Annotated in this window: 19 protein-coding genes and 1 pseudogene; 11 read left to right on the forward strand and 9 right to left on the reverse strand. The window is 58.1% G+C overall.

The window, feature by feature from the left end:
• Positions 1-358 precede the first annotated feature (358 nt).
• Positions 359-2,266, reverse strand: coding sequence for a hypothetical protein (locus NKH42_RS25575; RefSeq protein WP_352753521.1), 1,908 nt, complete (start codon positions 2,264-2,266; stop codon positions 359-361).
• Between the two features lie 600 nt (positions 2,267-2,866).
• On the opposite strand from NKH42_RS25575, the gene NKH42_RS25580 reads away from it, so the two are divergent.
• The 10 genes from NKH42_RS25580 (at position 2,867) to cysQ (ending at position 15,152) form a co-directional block, all read left to right on the forward strand.
• Positions 2,867-3,352 carry a hypothetical protein gene (locus tag NKH42_RS25580; RefSeq protein ID WP_352753522.1) on the forward strand — a complete coding sequence of 162 codons (486 nt, stop codon included), beginning with the start codon at positions 2,867-2,869 and terminating at the stop codon, positions 3,350-3,352.
• A gap of 307 nt (positions 3,353-3,659) precedes the next feature.
• On the forward strand, positions 3,660-4,136 hold the full coding sequence (locus tag NKH42_RS25585; RefSeq protein WP_352753524.1) for a hypothetical protein: 477 nt from the start codon (positions 3,660-3,662) through the stop codon (positions 4,134-4,136).
• Positions 4,137-4,669: 533 nt separating this feature from the next.
• Positions 4,670-5,479 (forward strand): tyrosine-protein phosphatase, encoded by an 810-nt coding sequence (locus NKH42_RS25590; RefSeq protein WP_352974636.1) that lies wholly within the window; start codon positions 4,670-4,672, stop codon positions 5,477-5,479.
• Positions 5,479-6,261 (forward strand): polysaccharide biosynthesis/export family protein, encoded by a 783-nt coding sequence (locus tag NKH42_RS25595; RefSeq protein WP_352753527.1) that lies wholly within the window; start codon positions 5,479-5,481, stop codon positions 6,259-6,261. The genes NKH42_RS25590 and NKH42_RS25595 overlap by 1 nt, the downstream gene beginning before the upstream one ends.
• Positions 6,262-6,305: 44 nt before the next feature.
• Positions 6,306-8,690, forward strand: a complete 2,385-nt coding sequence (locus tag NKH42_RS25600) for a GumC family protein (RefSeq protein ID WP_352753528.1) — start codon at positions 6,306-6,308, stop codon at positions 8,688-8,690.
• Positions 8,656-9,837 carry a tetratricopeptide repeat protein gene (locus NKH42_RS25605; protein WP_352753530.1) on the forward strand — a complete coding sequence of 394 codons (1,182 nt, stop codon included), beginning with the start codon at positions 8,656-8,658 and terminating at the stop codon, positions 9,835-9,837. Before NKH42_RS25600 ends, NKH42_RS25605 begins: the two co-directional genes overlap by 35 nt.
• A complete protein-coding gene (locus tag NKH42_RS25610) occupies positions 9,834-11,150 on the forward strand; it encodes an O-antigen ligase family protein (protein WP_352753532.1) in 1,317 nt (438 codons plus the stop codon). Before NKH42_RS25605 ends, NKH42_RS25610 begins: the two co-directional genes overlap by 4 nt.
• A gap of 357 nt (positions 11,151-11,507) precedes the next feature.
• Entirely contained in the window at positions 11,508-12,413 is a 906-nt protein-coding gene (cysD, locus tag NKH42_RS25615) for a sulfate adenylyltransferase subunit CysD (protein ID WP_352690563.1), read from the forward strand.
• Positions 12,414-12,415: 2 nt separating this feature from the next.
• On the forward strand, positions 12,416-14,353 hold the full coding sequence (gene cysN, locus NKH42_RS25620) for a sulfate adenylyltransferase subunit CysN (protein ID WP_352690561.1): 1,938 nt from the start codon (positions 12,416-12,418) through the stop codon (positions 14,351-14,353).
• 10 nt (positions 14,354-14,363) lie between these two features.
• Positions 14,364-15,152, forward strand: coding sequence for a 3'(2'),5'-bisphosphate nucleotidase CysQ (cysQ, locus tag NKH42_RS25625; RefSeq protein ID WP_352753533.1), 789 nt, complete (start codon positions 14,364-14,366; stop codon positions 15,150-15,152).
• Positions 15,153-15,531: 379 nt separating this feature from the next.
• On the opposite strand, the gene NKH42_RS25630 is transcribed toward cysQ, so the two are convergent.
• The gene (locus NKH42_RS25630; protein WP_352752827.1) at positions 15,532-17,118 is read right to left on the reverse strand and encodes an adenylate/guanylate cyclase domain-containing protein; all 1,587 of its coding nucleotides are present in this window, start codon (positions 17,116-17,118) and stop codon (positions 15,532-15,534) included.
• A gap of 667 nt (positions 17,119-17,785) precedes the next feature.
• On the opposite strand from NKH42_RS25630, the gene NKH42_RS25635 reads away from it, so the two are divergent.
• Positions 17,786-18,019, forward strand: a complete 234-nt coding sequence (locus NKH42_RS25635) for a DUF6429 family protein (RefSeq protein WP_352752825.1) — start codon at positions 17,786-17,788, stop codon at positions 18,017-18,019.
• A 337-nt stretch (positions 18,020-18,356) separates the two neighbouring features.
• Here the strand turns inward: NKH42_RS25635 and NKH42_RS25640 are convergent, their stop codons facing one another.
• The 7 genes and pseudogenes from NKH42_RS25640 to NKH42_RS25670 all read right to left on the reverse strand — a co-directional run bounded on the left by NKH42_RS25640 (position 18,357) and on the right by NKH42_RS25670 (position 24,895).
• Positions 18,357-18,905, reverse strand: coding sequence for a class I SAM-dependent methyltransferase (locus tag NKH42_RS25640; protein ID WP_352752823.1), 549 nt, complete (start codon positions 18,903-18,905; stop codon positions 18,357-18,359).
• 124 nt (positions 18,906-19,029) lie between these two features.
• Complete coding sequence (locus tag NKH42_RS25645) at positions 19,030-19,854, reverse strand: PA3715 family protein (RefSeq protein ID WP_352752821.1); 825 nt, start codon at positions 19,852-19,854, stop codon at positions 19,030-19,032.
• 115 nt (positions 19,855-19,969) lie between these two features.
• A pseudogene (locus NKH42_RS25650) lies at positions 19,970-20,085 on the reverse strand (IS3 family transposase); the annotation flags it as partial.
• A 329-nt stretch (positions 20,086-20,414) separates the two neighbouring features.
• Positions 20,415-21,416, reverse strand: a complete 1,002-nt coding sequence (locus NKH42_RS25655; protein WP_352752819.1) for a Tim44 domain-containing protein — start codon at positions 21,414-21,416, stop codon at positions 20,415-20,417.
• Between the two features lie 242 nt (positions 21,417-21,658).
• A complete protein-coding gene (locus tag NKH42_RS25660; protein WP_352752817.1) occupies positions 21,659-22,657 on the reverse strand; it encodes a sugar-binding transcriptional regulator in 999 nt (332 codons plus the stop codon).
• A 99-nt stretch (positions 22,658-22,756) separates the two neighbouring features.
• Positions 22,757-23,812 (reverse strand): hypothetical protein, encoded by a 1,056-nt coding sequence (locus NKH42_RS25665; protein WP_352752816.1) that lies wholly within the window; start codon positions 23,810-23,812, stop codon positions 22,757-22,759.
• The gene (locus tag NKH42_RS25670) at positions 23,813-24,895 is read right to left on the reverse strand and encodes an ABC transporter ATP-binding protein (protein WP_352752814.1); all 1,083 of its coding nucleotides are present in this window, start codon (positions 24,893-24,895) and stop codon (positions 23,813-23,815) included.
• Between the last annotated feature and the right edge of the window lie 8 nt (positions 24,896-24,903).

The following is a 24,903-nucleotide window of genomic DNA, read 5'->3' on the forward strand; positions in this document are numbered from 1 at the left end:
GCCTCGCATCCAACGCCTCCGTGCAAATCACCAGGCGAAGTGAATCAAAATGCGGTCTCGATTGCCAGGTTTTTCGAGGTGTCCATATGGTGATACGTTTCGGCCGCCATAATCTGAGCCAGAGTTTGCGGTCATTGGGCGATCGTCCGCATCGCTACGTGTTAGGTGCAATCACGCGCGCCGGTTCTTGGTACCTGGACACCTGGGACACTGCGTAGTCCAAAGGTCCAAATCGGTTGTCGCCGCGATCTTTGCGCTTTGGGAGCCCAGGCTATCGGGCAAGTCGAAGCTTGCCGAGGCGATCCGCTACGCGCTGGGCCGCGCCTCCAAACCTGCGGTCAGGACAGAGCGGGCGCGCTCACGACCGCTGCGTATTGAGTCTGGCTTCTAACTCCCGACAATATTCCAGGAGCTCCACGACGGTAGGAGAGGCGGCATTAGCAATAGTCACTCTTCCGCTAGCGGTCGGAAGAGTTCCGGTGGCCGCAGCCACAGTAAGCGGTGCAACACCAAGCCCGATTTGGAAGGTGGCGGCGTCGTCAGATATCGGCCAGTACTCAGCAACGATGCTATACTTCTGGTTTGCCGGAAAAGACGCGCCCGTGTCGAGGTGAATTGACTTTCCCGGGTTGGTCGGGTCATTTCGCCCAGAGAGGATCCCGTAGCTAGAGCCAGCGCCTATTTCTTTCCACTGACCTGCGCCGAGGTCAGACAAAACCGAAACAGATACGGCGCCGCTGTCGACCAGATACACGTTGGTTAGGTCCGCCATTGACTCAACGTAGATCCATAGTCGCCGCAAGACACCATTACCAATCGAAACGGAGCGCGATGCGTTTGGACCGATCATCCCTTTCACAGAATTCCGAACCGAGCCGTTCGGTGCCATGAAGCTCACGCCGGCTACAACGTCCGCGAAACTCTCGACACGTGAGAGGTCCACAAAAGTCGGCCGCGAGAGCATTCGTAGTCGTTTTATTCTGTAGTCAGATGGAGTTCCTCCACTGTTTACTATGTCGTTTGCCTTTCCCATGTAGACAGTGAGGCCGTCGAATTCAACATCGTATGAGCCGCCAGATACATGGATGATCGGCTGCGAAGTCACATTGTCGCTATCGTGGACGACAGTGTTAATTATTTTGACACCTCTGCACCAGTTCTCCCAGAAGAACCACGAGCCACGATCATCGCTTGTACCGTTGACATTCTCGATCAGTACATTTTCGATCTGCCAACCAGTGAAGAGACGCCCGTGACTGGACGTACCCTTGCGTTCGACAAAAGCATTCACATTGCGGGCTATGAGATTATAGCTGTTGAAGAAATTTATAATGATCCGGCCCTTCACTGCGCGGATGTTGTCGAAAATGCAGTCGTGGACGTAACCCACCCAGCAATGCACGTCGGGTGTGGTGAGAGCGACATAGTCGATCACAAGGTTTTTTATGGTAATCCCGCAGACCGCAACTATCACCGGCCGAAAAGAATGGCCCGTTCCGTTGATTTGATAGGGAGTCACGACATCGACCGTGAACTCGGTGGGGGACGCAGCAGTCACTTTGCAGACGCGGATATAGTGCCCTTCATGAAAGTCGTACGGATCTGTGCCAAGTCTGAGCAGTACATCATCGCCTACCGCAAGATTGTTTGTCACAGTAAAGGTTCTTACGCCAGCGCCGATCGTCTCCGTCCAGTTCACCTGCGTGCCAAGCGTTGAAAGAAGATCGAAATGTCTGTTGTTAGGAAATAGCGAGTTGTTAAGCGTGACTGTGGATCCGCCGAAATCGACATTGACGGATCGATTGAACGTCAACTTCGAGTTGATACGGTAGTTCTTGTCTTTCCCGAAATAAAGCCAGCCGCCGACCGGCACGGTGTCATAAGCCGCTTGGATAGCTGCCCTATCATCTGTTTCGCCGTCGCCTAACGCACCAAATTGCGTGACATTGAAATCGGAACCAATGATCTCCCACCAAGCTCCGTCTGCAGAACTGAATTTGCGTTGGCTTAAGGGATCGGCCTCAACTTTCTTGTAGAGCGCTCCCCCGCCGTCCCCCGCTGTTTTATAACCTTCAGTCCGAATGTATGTGACAGCCGCGGCTATCGTAGCTGCCGCCGCTGCAGCTTGGGAGACGAATGATGGCGTTTGCGCCCCTGCCGTGGTTCGAACTGACAAATCATGACGCATCTCACTAACGGGCTGCGCAGCATTAGGATTCGGCAAGGCCGCCCCGCTAAGTAGGCCAAGAAAGAGTCTTCGTTCCATTCAGATCGTCTATCCGAGAAATTTGCCGGAACGATGGCGCGAACTCAGCCGTGAACGATTGGCACCTGCCGGGCCGGCGTTTCAGTTTGACAACGGGCCTCTGCCACGGAAGCCCGACGAGCAGGCATCGGGTGAAGACACTTAGCTCCAATAGCTTCTGCCGTCATCAACACGACTTGGCTCAGCTTGGGCTTCGTTACGAGGGTTAAAGTCGGCTGTTTCGTTGTTTCTGCCCCAGAGTCGCGAGCTGGCCATAGCTCCGGGCTATTTGCGCCAAGAAATTAGGTCGGTCAGACCCGCCGAGCCGATCGCAGCATCCTAAGATAACGTGCCTTCGGTACGTTCTCAGATAACGAGTGGGGCTTGTGGCTCAAAATTACTCTTGCGCTGCAATTTTAACAGAGCAGCTGGCCCAAAAGGCGGGTCTTGCCAGTCGGACGATGATACAATGCGAAAGGCAGGCGAATCCCACGGGTCAAAGCAAGCAAAGTACCCAGACATTCAACACCATTCGAAGCTCTATAGGTCTGCCAGTCAGTTTGGTCAGCTTGGCACTGAGAAAGAGCAGCAGCGCCGCGGCCGTAGAGCGAAAACCTCAAAATGGAGGAGATCTTGTCAAATAAGAAGATTGGCTTGCTGGCGTTGATAGCGTTGGCATTCGGCGTCGCCTTTCTTGCCGCTGTCGCAGCCCAGAGGGGGAAGTCGAGTGCGCAGGCGCCAAAGCCTCCTGTCGCGCTTCAGCCCTTTGCTGGCGGACTAGATATCCCGTCAATCGACAATCTGCGGGTCGCCGGCCGGAAGATCGTGCTGTGCGGCGTCGCATTCACCAAGCCTCAATCCATGCGCACGATGGTTACGGAAGCAGTGCGCCGGGACTATCAAGGGATCGTGTTGACGTGCAAGCCTGTCGGCACAGGAACACCTTGCGACGGCTCCGTCGCGCCAAAATTCCGTGACGCCTTCGTTGTGCAATGCCTCACTCCCGACGGCACCGATTTGGCTGCGAAGCTCGTCGAGTCCGGCATCCTGTGCGGACAGCCCGCGCAGGCGGGCTCGATCTACAAGTCTTGCACGCCAGGCTCGTAACTCCTGCTTTGATGGACGATTCGGAACATGGTCGACTGCATGTCCTGCGCGAAACGGCGGAGCGATAGTTACTTCAGCAACTACGAGAACTGCCAGCTTGAGCAACGCCCATTTATTGCGCCCAGCGGTTAAATGAGGATACATTACGATGCTCTAATGGTGTGTTCTGTCAACCACACCGAAACCAAAAATTATCTCGCATTTGCGAAATGAGTTGGAATTGACGCAAAAAGCTGTTACGCGCTAATTTCAATGCCTTGGTGGTTGGGCGGGCCTCAGGTAACGTGGGACAGAAGGATCGAAACGGATGAACCTTGTTGTTAAAAGTGCGTTAGCAGGATTTGTTGCCTTGGTTGGCCTCGCTCCGGTGTCGTCTTTCGCGCAGGATACGTCATGCACCTGTGAAACTGCCTACCAGGGCGTAAATCCGATTGGGTCGCTCGGTCGCGTCAATGGCGACGTAATGATCTCGCAGGTGGCTGGCTACGGCCCGGCACAAGCGGGCGGCGCGCTGGATTTCGGCAGCCGTGTCGTCGTTGGCGCCAAGGGCTCGGCTTCGGTTCAGGTCGGTGGCTGCAATCTGAGCGTCCCGGCGAATTCGACGCTCGATATCTCTCGCGTCGAGAATAAGATTTGCCTCAATGTCCTGGGTTCTGAGAAGACCGCTCAGACGGGCAATACTAACACAAACAACAACACGCCGCTCTTCATTTTTGGCGGCATGGCTCTTGGGGCTGGTGTTCTGGCTGCAACGGCGGACAAAGATCACGGCGTCAGCAGGTAACTAGCCGAGCTGGTAAGTACGCTGCTGCATTTCGTAGTCGTGGTCGTCTTGCTTGTCTGCAGATGCGGCTTTGTCGAATTGCGCGGTTTTCCTGCTTTGTGGCACTACTCCGTCGGGCTGCGGTTCCGGCGGAGTGCTCAAGCCTGAGGCGGTGTGCGGATGTCTGAGGCTGTCGATGTGTCGGAGGCGGCCCGGATGCCTGTCTACTGCGGTCCTTACAGTATGACCGCGTCGCATCTTCTGCTTCGGAGCATGTCGTGCGAATTGCGGGCTCGAGATTCGGCGATGATCAATCCCGGTGAGGCGGCATGTGCGTAGCGCTGGCCGTCGTAGGCATAGGGCTTTGCCTCGCGCCAATTGTGTCGGGCGTCGCTGTTGTCGGCCCGGAGGGTGACAACTCTATCGGCCAGTACCTGGGGCCCGGCATTCATTGTCTTGCTTGAGCTTGACAAATGCGTCATTCGCTATGCCGCGGGCGATGCTCGATTGCTTTGTCGCAGTCACAAACGCCATCGTCTTGGTCATAAACGCCAATGATCGATCTGCATTCCCATATCTTGCCAGGCCTTGACGACGGCTCACCAAGCCTTGCTGAATCGCTGGAAATGGCTCGACTGGCGGTGGCTGACGGAACGACCCACATGGCGTGCACACCGCACGTGACGCCAGGCGTATACGAAAACGGAACATCGAACATTGTTCCGGCGGTTCAAGAACTGCACCAGGAACTCCGCCGCGCCGCCATACCACTTGCGCTTTGCGTAGGTGCCGATATTCACATAGCGCCGGATCTTCCCGACCGGTTGGCGGCCGGCAATGTGCCGACTTTAAACAAGTCCCGTTATTTTTTGTTTGAACCGCCGCATTATGTTTTACCGCCGCGGTTGGAAGATCTTGCACGACGCCTCATAAATGCCGGGTTCATTCCGATTCTTACCCATCCTGAGCGGTTGACCTGGATCAAAACGAATTACGACGTTATCGAGAGGCTTAACGCGGCGGGCTGCCTTATTCAGCTTACGGCCGACTCGATTGTTGGTGCTTTTGGACGCACGGCGCTTTACTATTCGGAAAAGCTGATTGACGAGGGCAGGGTGGATATTATCGCATCAGACACTCACAGCGCCACGCGCCGCCGCCCCGGACTTTCGCAGGCGGTTGCAGCTGCTGCCAAGCGATGTGGGGAGGACGAGGCCCGCAACATGGTATTGAAACGCCCAGGCCAAATATTAGCGAATCGGCCTATTGAGCCGGTCGGAAAGGCGCGCCCGAAAGGACCAAACGCCAGCAATCCTGGCCGCTTTGGCGGACTCGGCCGATTGTTCAAGGGCGGGACAGCGTGATGGACATTTTTCGTTTCCCAAAAAGTCATCTGGGCACGGTATTCGTCTTGCTCGCGGCACTCGCAATGTCGGCGTGCACGAGCACCTCCTCAACATCTTCGTCGAGTTCGGTGGATGCGCTGCAATTGACATCATCATCAACGCCACTTTCGGGCGGCGGCGCTCTGCAGGTGGTAAAGGATTTGCCTGCGCCGCAAAACACGCAGAACGGCAGCGAGCAGCCTTTGTCCCCTAACGATGTACTCGAGGTAAATGTATTCCAAGTCGACAATTTGAGCAGAACGGTTCAAGTCGATGCCGGCGGCCAGATATCGCTTCCGCTTATCGGGACCATTACCGCGGCAGGAAAAACGGTCCGCCAGCTGGAGCAAGAGATTGAGACAGCCTACGGCGCCAAATACCTCCAGTCCCCCGACGTCACGATCTTTGTCAAGGAATCGATTGGACAGCGCATAACCGTCGACGGCGAGGTCAATAAGGCAGGCATCTATCCGGTGTCGAGCAACTCTTCCCTCCTCGATGCGATCGCCCTGGCCGGGAACTTCACTCCGATCGGAGACGCAACCAAAGTTTTTGTCTATCGCAACATTGGCCCGAACACGTTGGTAGCAAATTACAATGTGGAGGCGATTCGTGCCGGCAAAGTCCGCAATCCACGCATATACGGCGGTGACAAGGTTGTGGTCTTTACCTCAAAATCGAAGATTGCTGTCAGCAATCTCAAGGACGCACTCGGCATAGCCTCAAGTGCCGCTCGGATTGCGGTGATCCCTGGGATTTAGGCCGTAGACGGTTAACGTAGTCGAATCTAGGATCAACTCGCAAAATGCTCGATCGAAACAGGCAGCGTCAAATCGTAGGTCCAGGACACGGCCAAGCCTTGTCGGCCGATTTCTATTATGACGGTGCACAAAACTATAGCCCCTATGGGCACGATAGTTCCGAGCAGGAACAGGCTTTCAACCCGCTCAAGCTACTCTATTATGTTGTCCAATATCGGTGGCTGATGGTCATGATGGCGGCAGCCGGTCTTGTTGCAGGCACCATCATTACCATGATGCAGACGCCGAAATATCAGGCAACAACGCAGTTGGAAGTGCTGGTCCCTTCCGCCAAGGTTTTCCAAGACATCGAGGTGGTTTCAGAGAACACCGATGTACGGGCTTTTCTCACCGCTCGTGAAAAGCTCAAAAGCCGCGCCCTGGCGCAGCGTGTAGTATTTGAACTGGGTTTAAGTGAGAAGCCGGACTTCCTGTTTCCCACACCGGATTTTTCTCTGGGTAACGTCTTTTATCGCGCGTTCGGTATTTCCAAATCGCCTTCCGTTGAGGAGAAAACCCCGGAGGAGCGTGAGGCAATCGCGATCAGGCGCATTCTGAACGATCTCACAGTTAATCTGGTCACGAACACAAGCTTGCTGTCGATTACCTTCATTGATCAGAAGCCAAAATATGCAAGTGATATAGCCAATCAGGTCGCGCAAAGCTTCATTGACCAACGCCTCGACCAGACCAGTGAGACTTCCGACTTGGCACGGCAGTTCATTCAGGAACAGGTCTTGCAGGTGAAGCAGAAGCTTCAGAGATCCGAAGAGGAACTGGTTGCTTATGCCAAGGATGCGGGGATCACAATAACAGGCGACGACAAATCGCTGATAGGGTCGAACATCGAGGCACTAAACACTGCGCTGGCCACGGCGATCCAGGACCGCCTCGATGCGGGGCGGGTCGTAGATCAGATAGACAAGGGGCGTGGGTCAAGTTTGGCCCCTGTCCTGGAAAGCGGAGGTCTGCAGAAACTCAGTGAAAAACTGGCCGATTTGACGAGCCAGTACCAGCAGAAGCTGGGTATTCTCAAGCCCGGCTTTCCGGAAATGCAGCAGCTTCAATCGCAGATCAAGGAGTTGCAGCGGCTCTACAACAACGGCGTCCTGGCCATAACGGACTCCCTGCGATTGAAATATCAGGAGGCGCAGAACAAGGAAGCTGACCTCAGGAGCAAACTTGCTGAATTGGAAAAGCAACAGGTTATATTCAACGACAAGAACATCAAGTACACAATTCTCAAGCGCGAGGTTGATTCGAACCGGTCGCAGTATGACAGTCTCATTGCAAAGTTGAACGAGGTTGGCGTCAGCTCTGAGCTTAAGACCCAAAGCGCTGCAATCGTCGATTTCGCGGCCGTGCCGGATAGCCCATATTCGCCGCGCTTGAGCATCAATCTTGCAATCGCACTGGCTCTTTTCCTGGCTCTGAGTGCATCGGTCATTTATGTCATCGAGTTGTTGAATAACACCTTCACTAATCCCGAGCAGGTTGAAAAGGAGCTAGGTTTGGCGATGCTGGGCATCTTGCCCCTGGTTGATGACCGGGAACTCGCAACCAGCATTGCCGATCAGAAGTCCGGCTTGTCGGAGGCATATCGTTCGCTTCGAACATCGCTGCAATTTTCCGGTGCGGAAGGCGCCCCACGATCGCTAGTTGTCACGAGTTCGGAGCCTTCGGAGGGCAAGTCGACCTCGTCGTTCAAGCTCGGGCAGGATTTTGCCGCACTTGGCGCAAGAGTTCTCATCGTCGACGGTGATCTCCGAAAACCGAATCTTCATCGCCTGTTTGGTCTCGACAACACAATCGGCCTGAGCAATCTGTTAACGAATACCGTCCGAAAAGAGGATCTGGCGAACATCTTCAGGGCGACGAAATATCCCAATGTGACTGTTCTGACCTCTGGAACGATCCCCCCAAACCCCGCGGATCTGCTCTCGTCACCGAAGATGGCTTTGATCATAACCAATCTTGGCAAGCGCTTCGACCTTGTCATCATCGACGCGCCCCCGGTCGTCGGCCTCTCGGATGCCCCCATTCTCAGCCGGCTCGCGGAGGGCACATTGATGGTCATATCCACTAATCAGGTGACGCGTAAGTCGGCCAAGACAGCGTTGAAGCGCCTGCGGGCTGCTGGCGCGAACGTAGTCGGTGCCGCAATGTCAAAGTTTGCCGTGAACAAGTTCGACTATAACTACGCCTACAAATACATGAATTACCAGTACTATAACTACGGCACGGACACGAATACTCCGAAGATTGAGGGCAGAGTCGATGATGGAGCAAGCCAGCCCGCTTATGCAAAATCTCCGACGTTCAGTCGTTTGGTTCGTCGCATCCGTTCTAGTGTTGGTGGCTTCCTCGATCGGGCTAAGTCGATTTCTTGAAACGGAAACGCCAGCCGTTTCTATTGCGCTGGACCCGTTCAATGTCGACGCGTTGATAGGTGAGATCACCCGCAACCTGAACGACACGGATAATGCTCCTGATCTTGATGCCTTGCTTGCCAGGGCTAGGGGCGCGCTCGCCTTCGATCTGGCTGACGCGCGTCTCTACAGCCTGATCGCTGAGATCAAATACCGGCAGGGCAAAAAAGACGAGGCCTACCAGCTCTTTGATCAAGCTCGAAAACTGTCCAAAACAGAAATCCACTCGCTGCAGAGATCCATCAGCCGCGCAGTCGAAACGGGTGATGTGTCAGGGGCCGTTGGCGAGATCGACATATTACTACGACGGTGGCCGGAGCAGTTTTCGGCTGTCGCCGAGGGCATGCCAAAAATTCTCTCAAGTCCCGATGGGTATCAGGCCGTTTTGACGGCCATCCAGGCAGAGGCGCCGTGGAGAGCTAATCTGTTCGCCGTTCTTAGTAAAACTCCCGAGAGGCTCGATTTAGCAAATCGGTTGCTGCTCGATTTAACCGCATCACCCGCACCTCCTAGGCCAAGCGAGCTGTCTGCTGTGATCACCGGCTATATTCGTCAAAAGGAATATGAATCGGCCTACCGGTTGTTTCTTTTTAGCCTTTCTGATCAAGAGCGGAAGTTGGGCGGCTACATTTTCAACGGGACGTTTAAGCCGGTGGCGAGCGGCAGGCCTTTCAATTGGCAACTTCGCGATCAATCGGGCCTGGAGATTACCTTTGCCACCTCCGATCATGCGGTGCAAGGGGAGGGTGGAGCGACGGTCCGCTTCTTGAACACGCCGGTCAAGAGCACTGCTCTCGAGCAATACATTGAACTGCCTCCTGGTTCTTACAAGATTTCCCTGGTTGCCTCTGCACGAAACCTAAAGCTTCCGAAGGAATTGTTTTGGTCAGTCAGGTGTGTGGACCCGCCGCGAGAAATAGCGCGTTTGAACATCCCGGAGGGCACCTACAATCGTCAGAAGCTCGCCCAAAATTTTTCGGTCGGTCCGGCTTCGTGTCCTCTGCAGTTGCTGAGGCTGCAGACGGCCGCCATTGCCGAGAGCTGGCGATTTAGATATGTCGGCACATTGATAATGCATAAATTGAGCATTGAGAGAAATCCGTCTTGAGTGATCGACCGCTAGAATGGGATAAATACCTTCTTGGGTTTGTTTTGTTCATATCGCTGCTCATCGGCGGCGGTACTGCAAGCGGCCTTTACACGGATACTCTAATCCAGGTCATCGCGATTATCTCAGCGACAGCGGTCTTTTCCCAAAGTCATAGCCAAGGGATTCCGCGTTCCATTCTATGGTTGCTCATCTTCGCCGTGGCGTTGGCGGTTTTGCAAATCGTCCCACTGCCGCCGGCCATATTCAAAGGGTTACGACCGGAACTGCTCCTCGGAAATCCTTGGGTCGGAGAAAGCCGATTTCGCTTCATAAGCCTTGGGGTCGGCCGGACGGTTGAATGTCTGCTTTATCTGCTGGCCACAGCGGCGTTCTTTTTAGCATTATTGCGTTTGCGTATTGAGCAGGTCATCGCTCTTCTTCCGTTTTTCTTTATGGGCGTCATCTGCAATGGATTGGCAGGAGCAATCCAATATTCGCTTTCCAATGACATCGCTATAGTAGGACTGCTTCCTTTCACGATCAATGCAGGGCTTTTTGCGAATCAGAACCACTTTTCAGCTCTGCTTTTTGTTTCTATACCATTCCTCATCTACTATGGAGTGTTCCGCGGCAATATTTTGTCTGGATCATTGGGGCTTGTCGCACTCTTGCTGTTGCTTTTGGCAGCAGGTTCCCGTGCCGGCGTTCTGATTGGACTTGCGATCACTGTATTGTCAGTCATCTTCCTTACAGCTAGGTCCAGGGCGAGTGGCCTTAGTATCCTCCTGATTTTTGTGGGACTGTCAATTTATACGATTGGGGCTTGGACCAAGATAGATGCAGAAGCCGTCGATCCAGCTTTCGGGCGAGCAGAATTTGCCCGCACTACCATTGAGGGGATCAAGGAGAATTGGGCGACAGGTGTTGGATTTGGGAATTTTCAAAAGGCCTACCAGATATATGAAAGGGAGAGCATGATCTTCGGCCAGTACGTGAATCATGCTCACAATGACTACCTCGAAATAGCCTTCGAAGGGGGAGTTCCGGCTATCCTGCTGATGGTAGGTTATTTCGTATTGCTTCTAGCTGCATTGGCCAGGGTTCGCCGTGACCCACTGCAGAAAGCGGCATTCCTCTCGGTATCTTTTCTTCTCATTCACTCGCTGGTCGACTACCCATTGCGAACCGAGGCGCTGGCAATGACCTTTGCCTATATGAATGCCATCATCTTCCACAAAGGATTTGCGGAACGCTCGAGCCGTAAGAGTGAGATGATCGAGATCGATCACAACGGTGACAAGCTACTTGTTCCCATCGGAACGCCGTCCTAGCGACCTCTCGCCACGGCTGGCCGCCGGCTGAACGAGGCGGACGACTGTCAGGCAAGCTCCCTGACCGCAGGCTCCTGGCTCTCAGCTTTGCAAGCCTAGGCAATATTTTCCTGCCGCTCGCAGCGAAATTAGTCGCTGAGCAGAAATTTCCCGATTTTGCTGGCCGTACGGAAAATTCATTCCCGAACCATCCGGCTGCAGGCTTGTCCTGCATTGTTCTGGGCAGGAACGATCTGCTAGAACGCCCGCACGAGAAATAGATTGTCCAGAAGTGCAGCTTGAACGGGGCGGCTGAAGATCGCGCCCGTTGATGATACAGGCCCTTCTGTGGATGGCACGAAAGAACGCTCACAGTCCATGAACATCGCACTTACGCACCTTCAGCGGCTTGAGGCCGAATCCATCCATATTTTTCGCGAGGTGGCCGCAGCCTTTGCCAAGCCGGTCATGCTCTATTCGGTCGGCAAGGATTCGTCCGTGCTCATGCACCTGGCGATGAAGGCATTTTATCCGGCCAAGCCGCCCTTTCCGTTTCTCCATGTCGACACGACCTGGAAATTCCGCGAAATGATCGCCTTTCGCGACCAGATGCAGCAAAAGCTCGGCTTCGACCTCCTGGTCCATGTCAATGAAGACGGCGTGCGCGACAACATCAACCCATTCGACCACGGCTCCAACACCCATACGCATGTGATGAAGACGGTGGCGCTGCGGCAGGCGCTCGACAAATACGGGTTTGACGCTGCTTTCGGCGGTGCGCGACGCGATGAGGAGAAGTCGCGCGCCAAGGAGCGCATCTTCTCGTTCCGCAACGCCCAGCATGCCTGGGATCCGAAGAACCAGCGGCCGGAGATGTGGAAGATTTTCAACACCCGCATCGCTGCCGGTGAATCGATCCGGGTGTTCCCGTTGTCGAACTGGACCGAGCTCGACATCTGGCAGTACATTCTCCAGGAAGACATCCCGATCGTGCCGCTGTATCTGGCCAAGGAGCGGCCGGTCGTCGAGCGCGATGGCATGCTTATCCTGAGGGATGATGAGCGCATGCAGCTGCGGCCCGGCGAAACAGTGGAGAACCGGATGGTGCGGTTCCGCACGCTCGGCTGCTATCCGCTGACCGGCGCGATCGACTCGGACGCCGATACTCTGGAGGCGATAGTCGGCGAAATGCTCACCGCGCGCACGTCCGAGCGGCAAGGTCGCCTGATCGACCGCGACGAAGCCGGCTCGATGGAAAAGAAGAAGCGCGAGGGGTATTTCTGAGCATGCGCCACATCATGGCCAAGAGTCTCGCCCCAACCGACGGCGTCCGCGACTATCTGGCGGCGCAGGAACGAAAGTCGCTGCTGCGCTTCCTGACCTGCGGTTCGGTCGACGACGGCAAGTCGACGCTGATCGGGCGCCTGCTTTCCGACACCAAGCAGATTTTCGAGGACCAGCTGGCCACGCTCGAGCGCGATTCACGCAAGCACGGCACCACCGGCGACGACGTCGACTTCGCGCTGCTGGTCGACGGCCTCGAGGCCGAGCGCGAGCAAGGCATCACTATCGACGTCGCCTATCGCTTCTTCGCCACGCCAAAGCGCAAGTTCATCGTCGCCGACACGCCCGGCCACGAACAGTACACCCGCAACATGGCGACGGGCGCATCCACCGCCGATCTTGCCATCGTGCTGATCGATGCCCGCCAGGGCGTGCTGCGCCAGACGAGGCGGCATTCGATCATCGCCTCGCTGCTTGGCATCCGCCACATCGTGCTCGCCGTCAACAAGATCGACCTTGTCGGCTTCGACAAAGCGGTTTTCGAGCGGATCGTCGCGGATTACGGCCAGTTCTCACGCGAGCTCGGTTTCCAGTCGATCGTGCCCATTCCGATGTCGGCCCGCTATGGCGACAACGTTACCGGTCGTTCCGATAGGACGGACTGGTATTCCGGCCCGACACTGATCGAACATCTCGAAACCGTCTCGGTCGACGAGGCCGCGGTCGAATTGCCATTCCGCTTTCCCGTCCAATATGTGAACCGTCCCAATCTCGATTTCCGCGGCTTCGCCGGCACCATAGCGTCCGGATCGGTTGCGCCGGGCGACGAGGTGGTCGTCGCGAAATCCGGCAAGTCCTCCCGTGTCAGGCGCATCGTCTCGCATGGCGGCGACCTTCAGCAGGCTATCGCCGGCCAGGCCATCACCCTTGTCCTCGACGACGAGGTCGAGGTCTCTCGCGGCAATATGCTGGTATCACCGGCAGCGCGGCCGCAGGTCGCCGACCAGTTCGCCGCCAACATCGTCTGGTTCGACGAACACGCGCTGCTGCCCGGCCGCTCCTACATCTTGCGCACCGAGACCGACCAGACCAGCGCCACCATCACCGACCTGAAGTACCGGGTCAACGTCAACGACTTTGCCCATGAGGCGGCCAAGTCGCTTGAAATGAACGAAGTCGGCATCTGCAACATCTCGACGCGGTCGCCGATCGCCTTCGATCCGTTTGCCGAGAACCGCACCACTGGCGCCTTCATCCTGATCGACCGCATCACCAATGCCACGGTCGGTGCCGGCATGATCCTGCATTCGCTGCGTCGCGCCGAAAACATCCACTGGCAGTCGCTCGATGTCGGCAAGCGCGCCCGCGCCGATATGAAGAACCAGCGGCCGGCGGTGTTCTGGTTTACCGGGCTGTCAGGCTCGGGCAAGTCGACCATCGCCAATCTGTTCGAGAAAAAGCTGTTCGCCACCGGGCGCCATACCTACATCCTGGATGGCGACAACGTCCGTCACGGCCTCAACCGCGATCTCGGCTTCACCGACGCCGATCGGGTCGAGAACATTCGCCGCGTCGCCGAAGTGGCGCGCCTGATGGCCGACGCCGGGCTGATCGTCATCGTGTCGTTCATTTCGCCGTTCAGCGCCGAGCGACGCATGGCGCGCGAATTGATGGCCGATGGCGAATTCGTCGAGGTGTTTGTCGACACACCTTTCGAGGAATGTGCCAGGCGCGATCCGAAGGGCCTCTATGCGCGGGCGTTGAACGGCGAGATCAAGAATTTCACCGGCGTCGATTCACCGTATGAGGTGCCGGAAAAACCCGAAATTCATCTCAAGACACTCGGCAAATCGGCCGAGGAGATGGTGGACACCCTGGAACACTGGCTCGACGAGCGGGACATTGCCGAAGACCAATATGACAGCGGCGGCGGTATCTGACGCCGAAGCAATGCTCGCCGTCTTCGAGCACCTTGCCTTGGCGGCAGGGCGCGAGGTGATGCGCGTCTTTCGTGCCGGCTGTGCGGTCGACAGCAAGTTGGACAGTTCGCCGGTGACGGAGGCTGACCGCGAGAGCGAGAAGATTATTCTTGCCGGGCTGCGCGCCGCATTTCCAGAGATTCCATGCGTGGCAGAGGAGGAAGCCTCTGCCGGCATCATGGCGCCGGATCTCGGCGACGCCTTCTTCCTGATAGATCCGCTCGACGGCACCAGGGAGTTCGTCAACCGCAGGACCGATTTCACTGTCAACATCGCGCTGGTTCGCCATGGCGTGCCGGAGATCGGCGTTGTCTTCGCGCCTTGCACCGGCCGCTTCTTTTCCGGCCGGCCGGGCAAAGCGGAAGCGATCGAGATCAATGACGACTATGAGATCGTCGATCGCCAGCCGATTTCGGCGAGGGCCGGTATGGTGCCGCTGACCGTCGTTGCCAGCCGGTCCCACAACACGCCGGACACCGACGCCTATATCCGCGCGCTTGGCGCGGCCGAGATCGTCTCAGTCGGCTCATCGCTGAAATTCTGCCTCCTCGCCAGCGCCGAGGCGGACATCTATCCGCGCTTCGGCCGCACCATGGAGTGGGATACGGCCGCGGGTGATGCGGTGCTACGCGCCGCCGGCGGCATGACGCGCACGCTGGATGGTGAGCCGCTCGCCTACGGCAAGCGCAACCAGAGCGACGACGAGGATTTCGCCAACCCGCATTTTATCGCCAGCGGCAAGGCGGCTGGATCTGGCTAGACGATGACTGCGCAACCAAAGGAACGCGTCAGACCTGTCAGCGTTCCTCTCGCACGACTTGTCGCGACGTAAGCGCAGTTCCAGCCCCATGTGTGAAAGCGAATGTGTTACAGTGACTTATGACCGCGATCTCAGGTGCTGACCGAGGCGTGTAAACACCACGATAACGCTCCCCATCCGGCCTGGGGGCGACGTCAGCGACCACATCAAGCTAAAGGCGTCTGCAGCATGGCACGACCAGTCATGATCAAGTCCTTGCGGGCCTCGTCGTATTTTTCGTGATACCAGCCGGGTGCGTCAATACCGGCGGCGCATGAGGGCGGCTTCGAACCCGACTTATGTGGCTGGCCACGGTCCAGATTGCATCACGTTCAAGACCCTAAAATGCGGCGGGCTTGCTTCGGATGGATAAGGCTAGGAGCGCCTCCGAAAGTCTTTTCTTCGCCCGCTCGACCCCATTCTCGTCGATTGCCTCAACATCGAGGAACAAGTCGAGGCCAGTCGCGTGCTCGCTGATGACCTGAGGGCGCTGGGCCAGTTCACCCAGGAGGCCCTCGACTTCGTAGGGGACAACCTCCCGGCTAATCCCCTTCATCGCAATCGGTGCCAACGGACGCGCCCGGACAAGGTCGCGCACGAGCGCGTAAGTCTCATAGCTGAGGCAGATGCCGCCGGGCTCGGCAATCGACTGCAGCCGGGCCGCCAAGTTCGCTTCGGCCCCAATGATCGTGTAGTCCATCCGATCGTCGGAACCGAAGTTCCCAACATTGCAATAGCCCGTGTTGATGCCCATGCGAGCTCGGAAGGGCCGTTCAACTCCGCGGTCATGCCACACCCTGTTCAACTGCTCCACCCGACGCTGCATGTCGACAGCCATGCGCAAGCAGGCTCTCGCGTCTTCCTCGACGCCTTGCGTCTCGGGGTCGCCGAAGAACACAAGAAGCGCGTCGCCGATGAACTTGTCCACAGTGCCGCCGTGTTTGAGGGCGATCGCCGACATCTCGGTGAAGTACTCATTGAGGAGAAGCGTCAGGTCCTCGGGCTGGAGCCGTTCCACGATCGCGGTGAAATCCTTGACGTCGGAGAAAAAGATCGTGAGCTTCTTGCGCTCGGTCGCGATGGTGACGTCCTTCTGGCCGCTGAAGATGCTTTTGTAGATTTGAGGCGAAAGGTATTTGGCGATCTTGAATGAAATCGCGGCCAGGAAGTCGTTTGCCTCCGAAAGCTCCTTGTTGATGCCCTGAATCAACGCGGACTGCCGACGCTGCAGGAGAATGAACGTCAGGCCCGCCGCCGCCGCGAAGGCGAAATATACGAGCAGATACTTGAAAGTGAGGATGTTCGCAGCGATAGGCTGATTGACTGATATCTCCTGGATCCCTCGGACATCCCCTACCTTCCAATCCGTCTTGGGGCTGTCCGGGTGTGAGTTATGGCAGGTCACGCAGACTTGTCCCATTACAACAGGGGCCGCGGCGCGGACCTGCCGGTCAAACAGTGAACCCGAGACTTCGATGATCGGCTCCTTCGGGTTGGCGCGCAAAGCCAAGATTGCATTCCGCTCGAATACATCGAGCTGGTGGGGGGCGCGACCTTTGAAGGGCAGATCCGAGACGAACCGATATTTGACGGACCCGTCGTGAACGCTGATGCGCTTGCCGAGTTCAATCGAGAGGGTTGCTGGAATAGGGATCGCACCCGGCACGTCCCGGTAGTTGTGCGTCGCAGTCACGGCGCCGTTTGCTTGCAGCACGCGTCCCACGACGTCGCTGCCGTAGAATCCGCGCATTTCGTCGATGATGCGGCTGATTTCGCTGGCTTGCCTGCGCAGCATCCGTTCCGATAGGTCTCGGAGGTCGAGCCAGGCTGCGACGGGCAGACCGATAAGGCCGATGACCACTGCCGCCACCAGGAGCGGTCCCATGGTGCGCTGCTGACGCGCAATCTGTTCGCCCAGTCCAGCCATTGTGCAAGCGCCCGGCCGTCTTAGTATGTGAACTATAGCTCATTCCCGGCACGGTACCAGAGTCAGTCTTGGCTCGATGAAAACACGTCAGCCCTGCAAGTCGGACCGACCTTGAGCGGTTGTTGTTAAGCCCCGACGCTCACAGCGGATTTCGCATTCTGCCGCAGACGGACAGTGAATCAGTGAAGGGATGTCGCAACGTCGGTTGTGGCCGGAATGCGCTCCGAGATAACCGCTCAGGGGTCAAAAATTCACCTCTAGCAAGGTCGAGACTTCGGTCGGAGAGCACGTCGGAAAAGAAAGCGTCCCGCGAAACGTGTCCGCGCTTCGGTCGCATTATGGAATGGGACACCGCGGCGGGGTGACGCGGTACTGCGCGCTGCCGGCAGCATGACGCGCACGCTGGACGGTCAGCCGCTCGCCTGCAGCGCAACCAGAGCGACGGCGAGGATTTCGCCAATCCGCATTTCATTTGCCAGTGGCAAGGGCTGCCACGGCCGCTTAGCCACCATGATGAACTCGGATCCCATCCCGGCTCGTCCCCCCAAATGACACCGTCGCGCATGCGACGCCTCGGTGAAACATTTATTCTCGGTCGAACCGTTGCGAGGAATAACCCTACGGTGTGGATCGTGGCAGCGGCGCTTTCGCGTGTTAAACTGCTTGCATGGAGATCGACACCGACAAGATCGACGATGCCGTTATGGGCCTGCTTTGGCTGACGCTGCATGAAGAGAGGCGCGCCTGGAAGGGGTTGGATTGGAATGCTCTGGATCGCTTGCACCAGAAGGGGCTGATCGCGAATCCGGCAAACAAGGCGAAGTCAGTGGTTCTGACAGATGTAGGACTGCGGCGTGCTGAGGAGCTATTCCGAACCCTGTTCACTCGCCCGGCGCCCTGAGCCAGAGCGCTGGACGGGCGCCTGCGAGCTGATAGCGCATATGGCTGAATTTCGACACCGGCGGCGCGCTGACCCCAGGCGGGACGGCGATGCTCTCGCCATGGCGGCCAAATTCGTCACCTACGCCAACGGGGGCATCCTGTCTGTCAAGGCAGCGGCAGAGAACACCGCAGCCGCGACTCTCCAACGTCAACGGCATTGGCGCGAAGTCCAGCCGCGAGATGTTCTCCCGGCGAATCGGCGCCCAACGCGCTGAGTTGCAGCCAGCAGCGGGTCTGTGCCGCTGCTGACACATGGGATGTTAGTGGGGCAGATTGCCACTGGCGATGCGAAATCTCTATGGCTGTCGATTTCCGAAGGCAGGTTTCTCAAGCACGAGCACATGACTACCAAGGGGCGATGTGTGAGTGCTCTTGACCTGGAACCCCTCGTCAGAAAGCGTTTCGATGAATTCGCCATCCGTTCCAGGCGGAACGCGGGCAACGACGTTTGAGGTGCGCCTCACAATATTGGAAAGCACCCTTCGCGCCTTGCCTGGGCCGATGTTGCGCTGCATGTGCTGATAGACGGCCAGCAGCAGGACGATATCGTATTTCGGTAGAAGGATATTGCCGAGGCGCCGGCTGCCAAGATTCAGGCGATCGAACCGGGCATGTACCGGGGAGCCGCTCAACAACATCTTTGCAGTCTCGATATGCGGCTTGGCAATGTCGATCCCATGGATCGAACTGGGTTTCAGCTTGGATATCTCATAGGCGACAACCCCCATATTGCAGCCAACATCGAGAATGGATTTTCCGGCGTAGTCGACCTTTGCGGAGAATAGCCCGTCAAGTCTGTCGTCCCACGTTCCTGCAAAACCCCTTTTGAATCTTGACCACCACAAATCATCAGCTCCTTTGGGAAGAGCCCCCTTGAGCGGCTCCTACCACGAGAGAATTAACGGTCGATACCCTTTCAACTGGAATTGATCCCATTGACGAACCAAGGCAGGGACGTGTGCGGCGGCGTCACAACCCCATCACCTTGAGTGCCGCGGGAACCACGTAGCGGCTGCCGTCATAGCGCAGCCGGTAGGTCCGCTTCACAGGCTTGCCGGGATGGGACTGGCATTCGCCATTCTGGTCGGGGGAGGGATTGTCGGTATTCGACCGCTCGACCGCAATGATGTCTCGATAGCCGTGGTGGCGCGCCGGGCTCATCGCCAGGCTGACCTGGCTGGAATGAAACGATCCAGCGCAACTGGCATCGCCTTCGCCGCCATGGCCAGCCACCACGAGGCCGTCGAGCACCAAGCGCAGCGCATCGCTGGCGACGGTATAGAGCCGCAGGTCGGTTTCAGTGAAGGGAGTAGCCTGCGAATGGTTTGCCATTTCGATGCGCAGGCCGAAGGCGGTGACCTCAGGGGCCAGTGCATAGCGGCCGGTGTCGAATTCCACCTTACGGATCGCGATGGCATCATCGGTCATCAGTCCAGGCTGGAGCAGGCGCTGGCGCACCCGCAGGCTCTTTCTATCGACCACCAGTAGCTCGATGTCACCGACATGCAGGTGGTCGCCGTTAGCACTGTCGATCAGCGGTACCGCGACCAAAAGCAGGTCGTCATGAGCCGGCCAGATCTTGCAGGCCAGGCCGAATGGCGCATCGCTCTCCGGGAGCGTTGAGGCGATGCTCGTATGGGGTACAAGCGTGAACGACGCGCCGTCGGCGCTCTTTTGGGCCTTGGGATAGGCCTGCTGCACCAGGGCGGCGGCATCGCCGCAATCGCCCGACGCGGCTCGGGCGGGCGACAGGCTGGTCAGGCAGAGGAAGAACACAGGCAACAGGATTCGCATGAGGTTCTCACGTCGCAGCGCCGGATGCCGGCAGGCATGTCTACGCGAGATTGGTGGCGGCGCACAGGGGTGCGCGGAAAGTGCGGCTAACGACGCCTCGATGGCCGCCAGAGGAACAGGCCCGCCGCTCCGACACTCCCATTGTGGCCTGCAGATGCACGATGGCTTCGCGCTTGGCGGCGGGCCCTACCATTTTTTTGAAAGAAGCTCGCGCAGTGCCGACGCTTCCAAACCTCGAACATGAGGCAGGGTGGGCTCTAACCGAACGCCGCGACGAAGGTGGTGGAGCGCACATCGACATTGCCGACGATCGCGTTGCCAACGGTTCCGTAAGACGCGGCCAGAAAGCCGCTGACATCTAGCCCAATAGAGCATGAAGCGCTCGCGTCGCATCATTGCAAATTACGGCCGGAGTGATGGATGAGGCCGAACTGCTTTCGACTTCGAAGCTGCCGCTGGGCCGATAGAGCTCGCTGCTTCACCTCGGCTGACCGGCCTTCAAGCGCGCAGCTGGCAAAACTGGACAAGTCTCCTGGCAGCCATTCGATCAGGCCAGCACATCAGCCAGGCTGCTGGATCGCGGCGAGCTTCCACTCAGCGCCGTTCTGGCGCGCAAAGGTCCACAGTTCGATTGTCTCCGTCGGCCGATCGGCTTGACCCTCAACGATCTTGCCGCTGATGCGATCGCGGGTTACGTCGCGAGACTCATAGCGCAAAGCAGCCGTCGCGTAGTCGCGGTCACCCTCCCGCCAACTTTCCGCAATATCGGCCTCCAATAGGTTGACGTCCGACACGTCGTTCCTGACGCCCTTTTTGGCATTGTCGGCAAGTTCCTCGGACAGATAGGAGACCATCTCGGGCGTCGCCAACCGGCGCAAAGCAGCATGATCTTCGCGCCCGAATGCCTCCTGAACTTCCGTCAGCCGTTGCTGGAACGTGTCGAGGTCGGCTTGCGTGAGTGCGATCTCATCGGCACTGGCTTGGGAAGGATTGCCTTGGCTCGTTCCGCCAAATCCTGACCCGATGCCTGGAATGGGGAAAGCTGTAGCGTTGCTCGGCTCGGGCCCAGCTGCTGCGTTTCGCCCAAAGGTCCCGATGCCCCGCGAGGCACCGGCCGTAGCGGGCGCTGGGTTGTATGCCGATTGCGAGCGGAAAAAGCGGATCGCCAGCATGATCACGCCGCCGATCAGCAGTACTTGGAGCAAAAGACCCAACATGCCGGCCAAGCCGCCGAAACCGTGGCCCAGAAGAACGCCGATCAAACCGCCGAGAAGCAGCCCCCGCATCATTGATCCGCCGAGGCCGTTGAAGAAGCCGGGGCGCTGGAATGCCTGCGGCTGACGGGCCGCATTGTTCGTTGCCGCATTAGGCGTCATCGAGCGCTCGACCGGTGCGGCCGGTTGCGGCGCGACTCTGGTCGGCGGGACCGGCTGGAAAGTGCGCATGCCGCGACTGCCGAAGCTGCCGCCACGGCGCGCATCGGCGTGATCCACAGCGACCATGGAAAATGCCAGGAACAATCCGGCGAACAAAACTGCAAACCGTCCCCAACGCGAAATCATAGGCCAATCCTTACGACGCTCTTTCCGCTCATATGGGGTGCGCCGATTGAAATATCACTGACCGGCACCTCCACTTCAACGGGCGACACGCTGTTTTGCTCAGCCGCGTCTTCGCGGAGCGATGACGCGATGCGCACCAGCGCCAAAAGGCATGAGCGTTATCCGTTTTGCGCAGGCACGGCAGATATCGCGCGGTCCAGCTTGGCGCCATTCAGGTGCGAGACAATTCCCCGCCGTCTGCGCTACGGCTTTTGCGCAAGGATCGCCTCAGCGGTTTTCTCGTCGGTGATCAGCACATCGACGACTCCCAGACGCAACACGGCGCGCAGCACCGGAACCTTGTCGAGGCCACCGGAGGGGACGATCACAGTGTCGATGTCGCGCAGATGTTCCGGCGCGAGGCCGATAACGCGATTGTTCAGCGGGTGATCGACGAGTTGTCCGTCGGCGCCGATCCAGTGGCCGCAAATATCGCCGACGGCTCCCGCTTCGCGGAGCGATTTGAGATCATCATCGCCTACCAGTCCGATCCGAAAGATGGTGGCGTCCTTGTGCACCGCGCCCACCGAAACGAAAGCGGCGTCAACGTCGCGGGCATGGGTGAAGGCGTCTTCCAGAATGGACTGGCGCATAAGCAGATCGCGCGTGGCCTCCGTGTCCGTGAACACCGGTGCTGCGATGTAGAAGCATTCCGCATCGAAAAGCGCCGCGAGCCGCGAAGCGATCTCATAGATGTTGATCGCCGATCCGCGCGTGAGCCCACCAAGCAGGGAAACGACCGACATTCCTTTGACCGGGCGTACGGTCACTGACCGCAGACTAAGCTGGAGCGTCCGTCCCCATCCCACGCCCACCGATATCCCGTCGCGGATTCTGAGCGACAGGGCCTCACCGGCGGCGGCTGCGATGACCTGTGGCACCAGCGCAGGATCGGGTGGTGTCGGAACCACGATTGGATCCGAGACACCATAGGCGTCCCGCAGCCGGTGCTCCAGCTCGATGCAGTTCGCCACCTTCGAATTGATGCGAATCTGAACGATCCCCCGCTGGCGCGCATGCGCCAGCATCCGGTTGACGCGAAGGCGGGTCAGGCCAAGAGACTTGGCAATTTGCGCCTGCGTGAGGTCACCGACGTAAGCAAGCCAGGCGGCGCGCACGAGCAGCCCTTCCTCACGATCAGCCGTGACCGAACTCGTTACAGCTTGGCGGCCGTCGCGCTTCTTTCGTGCGGGTTTCTCCATCAGATCATCCTGTCCACTCCGCGGCAGCGGGTCCAGAGCGGGCTCGGCCGAGCCATGTGCTCATCGATATGAGGCATCAATCGAGTTTCCCCGGCTCCGCTAGCCTCGATGATAGCGGTCGAAGGACAAAACCAGCGGAGCATCGTGACAAACCGCGTCGATGATGGCCCTCGTCAGCGGCAGGCGATCATGGGGAAGTACACCCCGGGCCATCATATTCTTCAAAGTCGGACCAAGGTCCAGCGCCAGTTGCGCTCCCTCGACCGTGTCCGAACTCATATGTTCGCGCTTCGCCACGGAATAGGGCAGGCCGCGGCCAAGCAGGCGCCCCATGCGACCGTTACGGCCCGCCTGGCAGGTCACATAAAGATCGCCGGAGCCTGCCAGCCCCAGCACTGTTTCGATTTTTCCGCCCAGAGCATCGACCAGAATCGCCATCTCCGCGAGGGACTGCGAGAAAAGTGACGAGGCAAGATTGTGCATGAGCGCACCATTGGGCGCCTTGCCGTCGCGCTCCAGCAGTCCGACGGGAGCCCCAACTGCGAGTGTGTAGAAATTCTTGAAAGCAGCGCAGATCTCGACGCCGACGAGATCGGATGACGATCGCGCATGATAGAAAGGCGCGCGCAGAATGCGCGACGCCGCGGCCACCTGGTCGGGATCGTGTCCGGCAACGATCACAGACGTATCGCGCTGTGCCGCCAGTTCGCCGGCAATACACGGTCCGCCGACGGCCATCACCGGGACAGACAAGCCGGTGCGTTGCTCGATCTCGCGGGCAAGCAGATGTGGCAGGATTTCCACGCCTTCGTCGCTTGCTGCAAGTCCTTTCGTAATCATCAGTATCGGTACCGGCGACTTGATGCTTTCTGCAATGCGCTCGATCGCCCAAGGAATGCCGGCCGACGAGACGCCGAGTACAAGCAGATCGGGTCCATCGTTCATCGCTGCCCCGAATTCGGTCCAGGACCTGGCGGCTACCCCATCAGGCAGTGTGGTGTTGAGGCGCGGATGACGACCTGTGCCGGCCACCAAGCCGACGATCTCCTCGTCGAGATGGGTGCCGACAAGAGTGATGCGGTTACCCGCGTGAGCGGCCGGAAGCGTCATGGCAGAGCCCATGACGCCGGCGCCGAGGATAACGACCTGGGCCATTCAGCTTCTTCCCTTGTCCAGTCGCTCGCCGCTGCCTTGGTCGAACAGGTGGATTCGCTCAGGCGCCGGTTCCAGATGGATTACAGCTCCAGGAGAGAGCTCCATGCGGTCATGCAGCACCGAGCAGATCGCGGTGTTGCCCATGCTGGCAAAGATGTGGATTTCGGGGCCGGTCGGCTCGACAACCGTAATCCTGGCTGGAATGCCGCGCCCGTCGGCCACGGGTCGAAGATGTTCGGGGCGAATGCCGTAGATCACCTTTTGGCCGGGCCGGACCGCAGCCCCTGGCGGCAGCAGGAGGGATAGCTCGTCGGTCCGCACCACCCAGGCGTCGCGCTCGGAAGCCACCTCGCCATGGAACATGTTCATTGCGGGCGAGCCGATGAAAGAGGCGACGAACAGGTTTGCCGGGTGATCGTAGACATCGAGCGGGCGCCCGATCTGCTCGATACGGCCGTCGCGCATGATGACGATGACATCGGCCATGGTCATGGCCTCGATCTGGTCATGCGTAACATAGACCGTGGTGGTCTTCAGTCGCTGGTGGAGTTCCTTGATTTCGGTGCGCATCTGCACCCGCAGCTTGGCATCGAGATTGGACAGCGGCTCGTCGAACAGGAACACAGTTGGGTCCCGCACGATGGCGCGGCCCATGGCGACACGCTGCCGCTGGCCGCCCGAAAGCTGGCGAGGGTACCGTTCCAGATAGGGAGTCAGGTTGAGGATCGATGCCGCCCACCCGACCTTCTGTTTGATTTCTTCGTTGGGGCGCTTCTTCAACTGCATGGAAAAGGCCATGTTGTCGAAGACGGTCATGTGCGCATAAAGCGCGTAATTCTGGAAGACCATCGCGATGTTGCGGTCTTTGGGATGAAGCGTGTTGACGACCCTGTCGCCTATGGCGATCTCACCGGACGTGATGGGCTCGAGACCGGCTATCATGCGCAACAGTGTGGACTTGCCGCAGCCGGACGGCCCCAACAGAACGACGAACTGGCCATCTTCGATCGAGAGATCGAGTCCATCGATAATAGAGAGGGCACCATAGTCCTTCTTTATGTTGCTGATGGTGACAGACGCCATAAATTGCT

Source organism: Mesorhizobium sp. M1142 (genome assembly GCF_040318565.1).
Lineage (GTDB): Bacteria > Pseudomonadota > Alphaproteobacteria > Rhizobiales > Rhizobiaceae > Mesorhizobium.